The following is a 12,999-nucleotide window of genomic DNA, read 5'->3' on the forward strand; positions in this document are numbered from 1 at the left end:
CGCGTTAAGCGGGCGCACTTTCCGTCTATCCCGCCGGGTGCCAGCCGCGTTCGGTGAGCGGCTGGTCGGGCGCTTCGATGGTGATGAAGCTTGCGAGTTCCGGGCCGAAGGTCGGCAGCGCCATCGGGCAGCGCACGCCGGGAAGCACGCGCACGTCGAAGAGTTCCTTGATACCGCCTTCGAGCCGCAGCCATTCGACGATGTCTCCATTGGCCGTGTTGATGATCTGCAGGCCGCACCAGGCATCCGCACGCCGCTTTTCCAGTTCGTCCTGCAGGTTGAGGCCCGAAAACACACCCTCGCGGCGGGCAAGCGACAGGCCGACGAAGGCATGGCCGTCGTGGAAGGAGAGGCCGCGCAGGAAGCCCGGGCAGAAGGCCACCTGTTCGCGCTGCTTGCTCTGAAGATCCAGCCGGGTGAGATAACCGTTGCCCGAATCGAGGAACCACAGCGCGCCTTTGTAGAGCCGCGGCGAATGCGGCATCGACAGGCCCTCGGCGACGATTTCATCGGTCTCGATATCGACGATGACGCCGCCGTCGCGGCGCTCGTTGCGCCAGCCATCGACGATGTCGGTGGTGGAAACCGAGGTGACGAAGCGGGGCACGCCGTTTTCCATGGCAAGCCCGTTAAGGTGGCAGCGATCCTCCGGCGCCAGCTTGGAAATATAGGGCGGCCGCCAGACCGGCTTGAAGGAATGGGCGATGCTGTCGGTCGCAAGACAGGAATATTTGGTGTTGACGAAGAGCAGCCTGCCGGCCGTATCGACGCCCAGTTCGTGGACATCGAGATCCGACACCGTCTGTCCCCGGCGCGGAACGTAGAGCTTGTCGAAGCTCTCATTGGCCCGTTCATTGGGCCCGAGCACGTTTTCGAAGCGCCATATCTGGGCGAGGCCTGCCAGCAGCAGCCGCTGGGCGTCGCCGATCAGGCCCATGGCGCGCACGAAGTTGCGCTGGTGGATCGAGAGCGCGCCGTTCGGCAGCACGCCGACCAGGAAAAGCTGTCCGGTCTGGTAGGAGGTGAAGGCGAGCGAGCAGCCATGCATGGCGAGCCATTGCGGAAAGCCGCGCGAGCAGGTGATGCTGGTCTGCAGGACGGCCGGATCGACGGTGGCGCCGGGGATATCCGCAGTGGCCTGCTGGTCCGCCGTCGGGGTGTCGGCCGCGCCGGTTGCGTCGCTCTGGCCTTCGGTCATGTCAATCACTCTTCATCGGTATCGGGTTTGCGGCTGCTCAAGAACCGCTAACGCATTCGGCGGAAACGGTCTGCCTTCGTCTGGTAGAACACCAGAAAAGGTCTGTCATCTTTTCTGGACGCGAGGACGGACAACAAGTCCGATCAGGGAGGGGCTGGTCGACCGTCCGCTTCGGCCGACCAAGCGATAAAATTCCGGCATGGCGTGGGGCTGCCTTTCGACGCCTCCTTTCTCACTGCTTTCGTTATGCTGGCCTGCGGCGACGGAGGAAATCAATGAAAAGCCCGAATATTGTGCTGATCACAACCGATCAGCAGCACTTCAACGCGCTCGGCGTGAAGGATCCCAAGCTCAAGACCCCCAATCTCGATCGCCTCTGCGGCGAGGGCACGCGCTTCGAGCGGGCCTATTGCCCGTCTCCGGTCTGCACGCCGTCGCGGGCGAGCATCATCACCGGCCAGTATCCCTCCCATCACGGCGCCTGGACCATCGGGGTCAAGCTGCCGGAGGACGTGCCGACGCTGGGCGCACATCTGATGGCGGCCGGCTATTCCACCGCGCTTGTCGGCAAGGCACATTTTCAGCCGCTTTCGACGGCCGACGGCTCGCAATCGCTCGAATGCCAGCCGGTGCTGCGCGATCTCGATTTCTGGCGCGGCTTCAACCGCGTCTGGTACGGTTTCGAGCATCTGGAGCTTGCTCGCAATCATGCCGATGAAAGCCATGTGGGCCAGCATTATGCGATCTGGATGGAGGAGAAGGGGCTTCCCGACTGGCGCGACTATTTCCAGCCGCTGCCGGGCGACGCCGCCGCCAAGGCGCCGAAGGTTGGCCCGAAGGGCGGCTACACCCGCGCCGAGCGCCACTGGAAGCTTCCCGCCGATCTGCATTACACCACGTGGACGGGCGAGCGCAGCGCTGCCTATCTGAAGGCGCATGCCGGTGACGAGAAGCCGTTCTTTCTGTGGGCAAGCTTCCACGATCCGCATCCGCCCTACACCGTCAGCGAGCCCTGGGCCTCGATGTACGATCCTGACGCCATGGATGTCGATCAGGTGACACCGGGCGAGCACGACAGAAACCCGCCGCACTTCGCCATGACCCAGCAGGAAAATCCGGATTTTTCGGCCTGGCACCTGCCCTATCAGGCGCATGGCTGCGAGAGCCATGTCTATCCGGTCGATGAACTGAAGAAGGACAAGGCGACCTATTTCGGCATGATGAGCTTCCTTGATGCCGAGATCGGCCGCATTCTCGATACGCTGGACGAACTGGGGCTCACGGAAAACACGCTTCTGGTGTTCACCACCGATCACGGTCATTTCCTCGGCCAGCACGGTCTCGTCGCCAAGGGACCCTTCCACTACGAGGACATGCTGCGCATCCCGATGATCGTCCGCATGCCGGGCAAGGTGCCGGCGGGCGTCGTTTCTGAAGATATCCAGAGCCTTGTCGATCTGGCGCCGACTTTTCTCGATGCGGCGGGGCTGGCCGTTCCGGGAGAAATGCAGGGCGTTTCGCAATGGGACAATTGGCAGGGCGGTGAGGCCGCGCGCGACTTCGCCATCTGCGAAAACCGTCACAATCCGGTGATGCCGCATGCCGAGACCTATATCGAGAAGGATGCCAAGGTCACCGTCTATCGCCAGGGCGATTTCGGCGAGCTCTTCGATCTCGTCAACGATCCGGGCGAGATCAACAATCTCTGGAACGAGCCCGAGGCGGCCACGTTGAAGACCCGTATGCTGCTTGCCATGGTGCAGGGCGTAATGAAATCCGAACCGACGCGCATGCCCCGCATCGCCGGGGCGTGAGGGCGGCCGACAACACCTCAAGGATTTTCCATATCCTCGAAATACGCTGCACACAGTCGCATCAGTTCCTGAAGCGGCGGATAGTGGCTGATTGCCTTGCGATAGGTGGCGCCGGTATCGGAGTTGCGCCGGCCGAGTTCGATATCGACCGTCAGGATCGGCCGGCCGGGAATGCCGAGCGCGGCAGCATCCGGCAGGATGCAGAGGTAATCGCCGTCCTGAAGCAGCCTGAAGATGGCCAGAAGCGAGCTTGAACGCACCCTGATCTGCGGCAGCCGTCCGGTCCGTTCCATCACCGCATGCAGCGTTTCGGCCTCGTAGACCGGGTCGGCGGAGTAGATGATCCAGGGGTAGCGGTGAACCGCCTCATAGTCGTCCGCCGCGCAGTTGTGGATCGGATGCCCGGCGCGTGCAACCAGCCTGTCGCAGATGCGGCTGAAGGCTTGCGCGGCAAGGTTCGGATGGTCTCTTTCGGGCGCATAAAGCCCACCGAAGGAGACATCGATATGTCCGTCGATCAGCGCCTGCGTCGAGCCAGCCGTGCTCGGCGCCATTTCCACGGTCAGGTTGGGAAAGCGTTCGTGCAGCTTCGACGTCACTGAGGGCAGCACGACCGATGACCAGAGCGGTCCGGCGTGGATGCGCAACTGCCCTTCGGCGCCCGGATCGCTGCCTGCAAGCTCCGCCTCCGCCAACTCCCAGTCGCGCGACAGCCGGGCGATCGTCGACAGCATCTTCTCGCCGAAAGGGGTCGGGCGCACACCACGGGCGTGGCGCTCCAGAAGCTGCCGGTCGTAGAAGTCCTCGAGCTGGGCAAGGGAGCGCGACAGCGCCGGCTGGGTGACATTCAGTATTTCGGAAGCCTTGCGCACACTGCCCGCCTCGGCAATGGCACGGAAGCGGAAAAGCAGGCTCATTCGGTCCAGCATAGGTATCAAATTCCATTATCGCTCCTGCGAAGAATGGCATTTGTTTTCGATAACTTCAATTGCTATCCCCATCGAGTGGGGTGCCAGCGGCAAGGGAGATCGCGGCATCCGGAGGAAATCGTGACATGGAATGCTGGCTGCGCCCGGTGATGTCTTGCGGGGTATCATTTTCCGCTTTCGTCGCCAAAATGACAAAAGCCCATTCCTGATCAAACACGGTTCGCACGATAAATTGATGGAGATCGGGCTGCGATGTCGCAGCCGCCACAGGGAGGAAACATGACCCGGAAAATTGTCACCTCGGTCAGCCGCCGCCATTTTCTGGCGGGCGCGTCTGCTCTAGCCGCCTTCGCGGTCACAGGCGCCGGCCGCGCCTTTGCGCAGCAATTCGATATTCCCGCACCGATCGGCGATTTCAGCGCCGATGGCCCATTCCGCTGGCTCGACAGCGGCGACCAGAAGGCGACCTTCTACAAGGCGTTCTTCCCCGAATATGCCAAGGCGCGCGATATCGAAGTCGTCTATGACGGCCTGCCCTGGAACGAGATCAACCAGGTCCTGCCGCTTGGTATCCGTAACGGCAATGCGCAGGATGTGTTCAACCTGCCGCTCAACATGCCGCCGGCCTATGCCGTCAACGAAGGCTGGGTGCAGCCCTACGACGACCTGATTCCGGATATCGAAACCTGGAAGAAGGGCTTCCCGGATGGCGCTTTCCTCGAGGGTCTCAACGTCTTCGACGGCAAGACCTATGGCTTGCCCTATACTTCGGCTCGCGTCACTTCGGCGATGACGCTCTACAACAAGAAATACCTCAACGATGCCGGTTTCGATCCGGAAGCGACGCCACTGACCTGGGATACGTTCCGCGAGGCCGCCAACAAGGTGACCGAGATGAACGCCGGCCGGGCCTTCGGCTTCATCCTCGGCGGCAACCAGGTCAATCGCTGGTGGGACATCACCCGCACGCTGGCCCAGTCGAACGGCCTTGCCTGCGGTGATACCTCCATCGGCAACGGCATGGATTTCCGCACCGGCGAAATCGTCTTCGATGCGGATGAGATCGTCGGCGCGATCGAACTCCTTCTGGCGATGAAGGCCGATGGCTCGATCTTCCCCGGCGTCATGAGCCTCAACGCGCCGCAGGCGCGTGCGATGACGCCACAGGGCGCGGCTGGCATCATTCTGCAGGGACCGTGGAACATTCCGCAATGGGAGCGCGAAAGCCCGAACTTCGACTTCGGCGTTGCTCCGCCGCCCGGCTCCGGCAGCCCGCTGTTCGTCGGATCGCTGGCATCGACGTCGAACACGATGTTCATCTATTCGAAATCGAAGAACGCTTCCGTTGCTGCGGACATGTTCCATTACCTCGGGACCGAGGAAGGGCAGATCGCCTGGGGCAATGTCGTTGGCGCATCCGACCCGCCGATCTTCCCGGCGGCGGTCGAGCAGTCCACCATGTCGGATCGTTCGAAGAAGGCGCTGCAGATGTTCCAGAACGGCATCCGCATCGCGCCGAATCCTTTCGCGCGCAATCCGGAGCTGGCGGCCGTCGCCAGCATCTATCAGGAGCCGACCCCGAACGCGCCGCAGACCATCCAGGGCCTGTTCACCGGGCAGACCACGGATATCAAGGGTGAGCTGACCAAGCTGGTCTCCGCCACCAACAAGGCGCTCGATGCGGCGTTCGAGACCGCCAAGAGCAATGGTGCAAATGTCAGCCGCGACGATCTGGTGTTCCCGAACTGGGATCCGTCCAAGGATTATGTCGCCGCCGACTACGAGCAGCTCTGATAACCCTCTATCTTGTGCCGGGCGGGTCTAGCGCCGCCCGGCATCGACCACAAAAGCCATAAAATGGGTCTGCCCAAAGGGTGGGCCTGCTTTGAAAAAAGAGTGCTTCAATGGCCGACACCAACCTGTCAGGAAGTCCGTCGCAGCGCCTTGGTGCGCGCATATGGGCGAGCCGAACCGACTATCTTTTCCTTGTTCCCGGCATGCTGATTTTCGGGGCGTTCATTCTCTACCCGATCTTCGCCTCCGAATATTTTTCGCTGCTCAACTGGTCTGGTTTCGACGCGAACGCGAAATTCGTCGGTCTCGCGAACTATGCCGAGCTTTTGCAGGACAGTTTCTTCTGGAACGCCTTCAAGCGCTCCTTCATCTTCACGCTCAGCACTGTGCCGGCGCAGATGTTCGTGTCGCTGATCTTCGCGATCATCCTCAACAACAAGCTCCTGAAGCTCTCCGCGCTGTTCCGCACGCTGATCTTCCTGCCGGTCGTCACCCCGGTTGCCGTCATCGGCATCGTGATGACGATCATGCTGTCGCCGTTCAACGGGCCGATCAACATGGGCCTGCTCGACCTCAGGCTGCTCGCCCGTCCGCTTGATTTCCTCGGCGATCCCAAGCTGGTGCTGTGGACGCTCGCCGCGATCTACGTCTGGAAGTGGGTTGGCGTCACCATGGTCTACTGGCTTGCAGCACTGCAGACCGTGCCCGCCGAGCTCTACGAAGCCTGCAAGCTTGACGGCGTCAAGGGCTGGCAGGTGACGCTCTACGTGGTGATGCCGATGATCATGCCGTTCGCGATCGTCATCGCGCTCATCTCGGCCATCAGCGCGCTCAATGTCTTTCCGCTGATCCAGTCGATGACCCAGGGTGGGCCCTATTTCGCCTCGGAAGTGATGGAGGTCTACATCTTCCGCTATGCCTTCGCCACCGCCGGCGCCATACCGCGGCTTGGCTATGCCAGTGCCGCCGGCGTGTTCTTCGGCCTTTCCATCATGGGCCTGACACTGTTGCAGATCTTCGCCGTACGCCATCTGCGCAACCGGGAGCGTACCAATGCCGCGTGATGAAAGCGCCGCTATCCGGCAGCCGATGATATCGCCCCGCGCCCGCCGCATCGTCATCTCGATCATTCTGGCCGCGATCTGCTGCTTCTGGATCTATCCGCTGTTGTGGATGGTCTCGGCCTCGCTCAAGGACAATGCCGCGATCTTCGCCAATGAGGGGCTGATCCCGAGCAAGCCGACGATCGCGAATTATCTCAGGGCGTGGAAGGAAGCGCATATCGGCGCCTACTTCTTCAACACCGTCTTCGTTACCGTCGGTTCGGTGGTCATCGTGACGATCTCGTCGTCGATGATGGGCTATGTGCTCGGGCGACGACGTTTCGTCGGACGCCGGCTGGTGTTCGCGCTGATCGCCTTCACCATCTTCGTGCCGCAGGGCTACACCATCATCCCGGTGTTCGATCTTCTGACCCGGCTTGGCATCGGTCAGTCGCTCTGGGGCGTGATGCTTGCCACCTGCGGCGGTTCATTCGTCATCTTCGTGCTGCTGTTCGCCGGCTATTTCAGCCAGATCCCGAACGAGCTCGAAGAGGCTGCCAAGATGGATGGCGTCAGCTTCATCAAGACCTTCTGGTACGTGATGCTGCCGCTTTCCAAGCCGATCGTCGTGACCGTGATCGTCATGCAGACGCTCTATGCCTGGAACGACTTCCTGCTGCCATTGGTGGTCACCCTTGCCAATCCCGCTATCCGCACGCTCTCGGTCGGTGTCTATGCCTTCCGTGGCGAGAACTTCATCGACTGGGGCGGCATGACGGCGGCCTCGACCATCTCCATCCTTCCGGTGGTGATCCTGTTCCTGTTCCTGCAGCGCTACTTCATCGACGGCCTCGCCGGCGCGGTGAAGGGCTGAGCGCGCTCAATTCGGAGACCAAGCATGACTGGCGTCAGTCTCAAGAATATCAAGAAAGCCTATGGCAGCGTCGAAGTCATCCACGGCGTCGACATCGAAATCGAAAAGGGCGAGTTCGTCGTCTTCGTCGGCCCGTCCGGCTGCGGCAAGTCGACCCTTCTCCGGATGATCGCAGGCCTGGAGGAAATCTCCGGCGGCGACCTCCATATCCACGGCCAGCGGGTCAACAATGTCGATCCGTCGAACCGCGGCGTCGCCATGGTGTTCCAGACCTATGCGCTCTATCCGCACATGACGGTCGACCAGAACATGGGCTTCGGCCTCAGGATGAACGGCACACCCAAGGCCGAAGTCGCCAAACGCGTGAACGAGGCGGCGCGGATCCTGCAGATCGAGGAGCTGCTCGACCGCAAGCCGAAACAGCTTTCCGGCGGCCAGCGCCAGCGCGTCGCCATCGGCCGTGCCATCGTGCGCCATCCGCAGGTCTTCCTGTTCGATGAACCGCTTTCGAACCTCGACGCCGAGCTGCGCGTGGCGACGAGGCTGGAGATTGCCAAGCTGCACCAGCAACTCGCCGGCTCGACGATGATCTACGTGACCCACGACCAGGTCGAGGCGATGACGCTTGCCGACAAGATCGTGGTGCTGCGCAAGGGCCGAGTCGAGCAGATCGGCGCTCCGATGGAGCTCTATGAGAACCCGCAGAACCTTTTCGTTGCCGGCTTCATCGGCTCGCCGAAGATGAACTTTCTCGACCTTGAGGCGGGGGGCGGAGGTGCCTTCCGCCTCAAGGACGGCAGCGCCGTGGCTCTTTCCGGAGCCAATGCCTCCCAGGCGGCCGTGCTGGGCGTCCGGGCCGACCAGATCAGATTGGTCGCGCCCGGCGCCGGCAATTTCGACGGCACGGTGAGCGTCGTCGAGCGTCTCGGCGATGCCGAATTCGTCTATATCCGCACCGCCTGGGATCAGGAGCTGGTGGTGCGCGTCGATGGCGGCAGCAATACGCCGGAGGGCGCGACGATCGGCCTCGCCCTTTCCGGGAAGACCCATGTGTTCGACGGTGATGGCAAGGCGCTCAGCGGCCTCGCACCCATTCCCGCCTGATCCACCGAGACAGAAAGCGTTTCCATGAGACCCAACATCATCTTCATCATGTCAGACGACCACGCCGCGCGCGCCATCTCTGCCTATGGCGGCGGCCTCAACAATACGCCCAATCTCGACCGTCTGGCGAATGAGGGCATGCGCATGGATCGCTGCTACGTCACCAATTCGATCTGCACGCCGAGCCGGGCCGCGATCGTCACGGGCACCTACAATCACGTCAACCAGGTCACCACGCTCGACACCCACATCGACAACCGCCTGCCCAACGTCGCCAAGCATCTGCGCCAGGGCGGCTACCAGACGGCGATCTTCGGCAAGTGGCATCTGGGCGAGGGCAGGGCGCACGAGCCGACCGGTTTTGACCAATGGGCCGTCATACCGGGGCAGGGCGTCTATTACGACCCGATCTTCATCGATCGCGACGGCCCCAAGGTGCATCCGGGCTATGTCACCGACATCACCACCGATATGAGCATCGACTTCATCAAGGCGCGCGACAAGGACCGGCCGTTCTTTCTGATGTGCCACCACAAGGCGCCCCACCGGCACTTCGTCTGCGATCACAAGCACGAGACGATGTATGAGGACGACCTGCCGCTGCCGGAGAGCTTTTCGGACGACTACGCCAACCGCGCGGCCGCCGCAAAGGAAGCGAAGATGCGGGTCAAGTCCGACATGACCTACGAGGATCTTGGGCTGGTCCAGCCGGAGGGCGGTTCGGAGGTCGGCGAACTGATGTTCCCGCATCCGAACATTCACGTCCGCAAGGTGCCGGAGCTGAAGGAGGGGGAAACCATCACCCTCATCGATGTTCGCACCGGCGAGAAATACACCTTCACCGATCCGGCCAAACTCGCCGAGTTCAAGTACCAGCGCTACATGAAGCGCTACCTGCGCACGGTTCAGTCGATCGACGACAATGTCGGCCGTCTTCTCGATTATCTCGATGAGGAAGGGCTCGCCGACAACACCATCGTCATCTACACCTCCGACCAGGGTTTCTTCCTCGGCGAGCATGGCTGGTTCGACAAGCGCTTCATGTACGAGGAATCGCTGCAGATGCCCTTCCTGGTGCGTTATCCGGACGGTATCAAACCCGGCAGCATCACCAGGGACATTGCCACCAATGTCGACTTCGCCCCGACCTTCCTTGACTATGCGGGCCTCACCGTCCCGAGCTACATGCAGGGCACCAGCATGCGCCCGGTGTTCGACGGCAGCGCCGGCGATGACTGGCAGGATGTCGCCTATCACCGCTACTGGATGCACAAGGACGTCATCCACAACGCCTTCGCCCACTACGGCATCCGCACCGAGCGCTACAAGCTGATCTACTGGTATAACGACCCGCTCGACCAGATCGGCGCGACGGCAGGCGATGAGCCGCCGGAATGGGAACTGTTCGATTGCGAGGCCGACCCCTTCGAACTGCACAACCGCGCCGGCGACCCGGAATATGCAGCCGTCTTCCGCGACATGCTGGCCAGGCTCGACGCCAAGATGGCGGAGATCGGCGATGTTCCGGAGCATGTTTCGAGCGAGGTCCTGGCGGGGCTGGCTGCCTGAAGGATTATCCGCAAAGCCCCCAACCGATCTCCCCCCCTTGAGGGGTTGCTAACCGCAAATGGCCTTACGGCTTGCTCCAGATACTCTCTCCCGCCTGCGGGAGAGATGCCCCGAAAGGGGCAGTGAGGGTGAAGCAGGGTTGCCGTTCGTGAGGGCGTTTGCGTGGATAAGCTTCCCCCCTCACTGTCGCTGTCGCGACATCTCTCCCCTCCGGGGCGAGAAGAGGCGCGGGCTTTGCGGAAAAGCCAGATGCTTCTCGGCAAGAGGCGTGTTGTTTCGGTACACCGGCTTTTGCTTACTTCCCGACATCCCGCCTGAGCGCTTCGACTTCGGCTTCGGTCAGCGCCCTGACCGCACCCTTGCCGAGGTCGCCGAGTTCGAGTGAGCCGAACCGCACCCGCACCAGCCGCAGGCAGGCCGTGTCGAGTGCTGCCAGCATGCGGCGGATCTGGCGGTTGCGGCCCTCGGTGAGCACGATTTCGATCCAGGAATTGCGCTCGCCGGCGCGCAGCAGACTGACGGATTTCGCCGACAGGAACTCGCCCTCATCCTCGACGCCGGCGATCAGTGCCCCGATCAGCGCATCGTCGGCGATGCGGTCGATCTGCACGTGGTAGGTCTTTGCCACGTGGGTTTCGGGGTCCAGCAGCGCCTGGGCGAACTCGGTGTCATTGGTGAAGACCAGCAGCCCTTCGCTTGCCATATCGAGGCGACCGACAGGGGAGATGTGAACATCTGAAAAACCGCCGAGGCAATCGAACACCGTCGGCCGGCCTTCGGGGTCCTGCCGCGTGGTGACGACCCCGCGCGGCTTGTTCAGCATCAGGTGAACACGATCGGTTGCGGCAACAGGCTTGCCGTCGACGGCAAGCCGCGCGGCCGCAAGGTCGAGCCAGGCGGTCGGGTCGGTCACCGTCCGGCCGTCGAGCGAGACCCGGCCGGCGCGAACCAGCGCCTCGGCTTCGGTGCGCGAGCAATAGCCAAGCTTGGAGAGCGCGCGTGCGATCATCACGCGCTTGCCACCCTCGGTCCGGGCCTTGCGGATATTGCCTCGCTTCATGCGCCGCCTCTCACCGCCGGGCGCGACAAAAGGATTCCGTTTGTCCCGCCGATGCGTTATTCGGTTTCTGCTCCGGCCATAACCGACCATAGCTGAGTTTGGAAGCGAAACGATGCCGATTGATGATGATGTGACCCGCGAACTGGTGACGCTGCGCGACTACTGGCGCTACGCGATCTCGCGCTTCAATGCCGCCGATCTTGCCTATGGCCACGGCACCTCGACGGCGGGCGACGATGCCGCCTTCCTGCTGCTCGATTCGCTGGAGCTTCCGATCGATGTGCTCGACCCGTTTCTGGATGCCAGACTCCTGCCCGCCGAGCGGCGGCTATTGGCTGAACGCATCGAGGACCGCGTGACGACGCGCAGGCCCTCGTCCTACATCACCGGCCGCGCCTATATCCAGGGCGTGCGCTTCTTCGTCGACGAGCGGGTGATCGTGCCGCGCTCGCATATCGGGGAGCTCCTGTTTTCGGAATATCTGGAGCAGGAAGGCTCGTCCTTCCTGCCGGATCCGATGAGTGTCGAGACGGCTGCCGATATCTGCACCGGCTCCGGCTGTCTGGCCATCCTTGCCGCGAAGTTCCTGCCGAACGCCACCGTCGACGCCGTCGATCTGTCCGAGGACGCGCTCGAGGTTGCCAGGCGCAATGTCACCGAGCACGAGGTGGAGGAGCAGGTCAACCTGATTGCGGGCGATCTGTTCGCGCCGCTTGCAGGTCGGCGCTACGATCTGATCATCACCAATCCCCCCTATGTCGACCACGATGCCATGGACGGCTATCCCGCCGAATACCAGGCCGAGCCGGCGATGGCGCATGACGGCGGTGTCGACGGGCTCGATCTGGTCCGGACCATCCTCAGGACGGCGTCTGATCATCTCAATCCCGGCGGCGGGCTGCTCTGCGAGATCGGCTCCGGCCGCGAAATCCTCGAAGAGGAGTTTCCGGCCCTCGACTTCGTCTGGATCGAGACCGAGAACTCGCAGGATGCCGTGTTCTGGATTTCCGCCGAGGACCTTGCCGCGGCCTGAGGGCCGATAAATCCACGCTTGATTTAATTCACATTTGCCGGGACACTCGCCCGGCCTTTCAGCACCACGAGGATTGACGATGGACCGTGCCCACGACCCGAGCCAGCTCGAGATGGTTGTTCTCATGTCGCCTGATATGGCGAACTTTTCAGGAAAGGTGCACGGCGGTGCGCTTCTGAACCTGCTGGACCGCGTCGCCTTTTCCTGCGCATCGCGCTATTCGCAGGATTACGTCGTGACGCTCTCGGTCGATCAGGTCACATTCCGCGAACCGATCGATGTCGGCGAGCTCGTCACCTTCCGCGCTTCGGTGAACTATACCGGTCGCACTTCGATGGAAGTCGGTATCCGGGTCGAGGCTGAAAATGTCCGCACCGGCCAGCGCCGCCACACCAATTCCTGCTATTTCACCATGGTCGCCGTCGACGAGAACGGCAAGCCGACCCCGGTCCCGAAGCTCGACATTTCCTCACCCGATAAGGCGCGCCGCTTCAAGGAGGCCCAGATGCGCCACACGCTGCGGCGTGAATATGAGGCCCGGTTCAAGGAGTTGAAGGCTGACGGCGGGAACTGAGAGCTCG

The 12,999-nt window shown here is 62.2% G+C and carries 11 protein-coding genes; 8 read left to right on the forward strand and 3 right to left on the reverse strand.

Features of this window, described 5'->3' with window-relative positions; translation table 11 throughout:
• Positions 1-25: 25 nt before the first annotated feature.
• Positions 26-1,198 carry a TIGR03032 family protein gene (locus TM49_RS11710; RefSeq protein ID WP_045681451.1) on the reverse strand — a complete coding sequence of 391 codons (1,173 nt, stop codon included), beginning with the start codon at positions 1,196-1,198 and terminating at the stop codon, positions 26-28.
• A gap of 275 nt (positions 1,199-1,473) precedes the next feature.
• On the opposite strand from TM49_RS11710, the gene TM49_RS11715 reads away from it, so the two are divergent.
• On the forward strand, positions 1,474-3,012 hold the full coding sequence (locus TM49_RS11715) for a sulfatase family protein (RefSeq protein WP_045681452.1): 1,539 nt from the start codon (positions 1,474-1,476) through the stop codon (positions 3,010-3,012).
• Positions 3,013-3,029: 17 nt separating this feature from the next.
• Here the strand turns inward: TM49_RS11715 and TM49_RS11720 are convergent, their stop codons facing one another.
• Positions 3,030-3,941, reverse strand: a complete 912-nt coding sequence (locus tag TM49_RS11720; protein ID WP_045681453.1) for a LysR family transcriptional regulator — start codon at positions 3,939-3,941, stop codon at positions 3,030-3,032.
• Positions 3,942-4,220: 279 nt separating this feature from the next.
• Here TM49_RS11720 and TM49_RS11725 point away from each other — a divergent pair, with 279 nt between their 5' ends.
• From TM49_RS11725 to TM49_RS11745, 5 genes are all read left to right on the forward strand, one after another.
• Positions 4,221-5,735 (forward strand): ABC transporter substrate-binding protein, encoded by a 1,515-nt coding sequence (locus TM49_RS11725; protein ID WP_045685161.1) that lies wholly within the window; start codon positions 4,221-4,223, stop codon positions 5,733-5,735.
• Positions 5,736-5,845: 110 nt separating this feature from the next.
• Complete coding sequence (locus tag TM49_RS11730) at positions 5,846-6,799, forward strand: carbohydrate ABC transporter permease (RefSeq protein WP_045681454.1); 954 nt, start codon at positions 5,846-5,848, stop codon at positions 6,797-6,799.
• Complete coding sequence (locus TM49_RS11735; protein ID WP_052699820.1) at positions 6,789-7,652, forward strand: carbohydrate ABC transporter permease; 864 nt, start codon at positions 6,789-6,791, stop codon at positions 7,650-7,652. Before TM49_RS11730 ends, TM49_RS11735 begins: the two co-directional genes overlap by 11 nt.
• A gap of 24 nt (positions 7,653-7,676) precedes the next feature.
• Positions 7,677-8,756 (forward strand): ABC transporter ATP-binding protein, encoded by a 1,080-nt coding sequence (locus tag TM49_RS11740; protein WP_045681455.1) that lies wholly within the window; start codon positions 7,677-7,679, stop codon positions 8,754-8,756.
• Between the two features lie 24 nt (positions 8,757-8,780).
• The gene (locus TM49_RS11745) at positions 8,781-10,325 is read left to right on the forward strand and encodes a sulfatase family protein (protein ID WP_045681456.1); all 1,545 of its coding nucleotides are present in this window, start codon (positions 8,781-8,783) and stop codon (positions 10,323-10,325) included.
• A 295-nt stretch (positions 10,326-10,620) separates the two neighbouring features.
• Here TM49_RS11745 and TM49_RS11750 read toward each other — a convergent pair whose 3' ends face one another.
• Complete coding sequence (locus tag TM49_RS11750) at positions 10,621-11,385, reverse strand: pseudouridine synthase (RefSeq protein WP_045681457.1); 765 nt, start codon at positions 11,383-11,385, stop codon at positions 10,621-10,623.
• A 112-nt stretch (positions 11,386-11,497) separates the two neighbouring features.
• Here TM49_RS11750 and prmB point away from each other — a divergent pair, with 112 nt between their 5' ends.
• Entirely contained in the window at positions 11,498-12,418 is a 921-nt protein-coding gene (prmB, locus tag TM49_RS11755) for a 50S ribosomal protein L3 N(5)-glutamine methyltransferase (protein WP_045681458.1), read from the forward strand.
• A 79-nt stretch (positions 12,419-12,497) separates the two neighbouring features.
• Complete coding sequence (locus TM49_RS11760) at positions 12,498-12,992, forward strand: acyl-CoA thioesterase (RefSeq protein WP_045681459.1); 495 nt, start codon at positions 12,498-12,500, stop codon at positions 12,990-12,992.
• Positions 12,993-12,999: the final 7 nt, after the last annotated feature.

The sequence above is a fragment of the Martelella endophytica genome, assembly GCF_000960975.1.
In the GTDB taxonomy this organism is placed as follows: Bacteria; Pseudomonadota; Alphaproteobacteria; order Rhizobiales; family Rhizobiaceae; genus Martelella; species Martelella endophytica.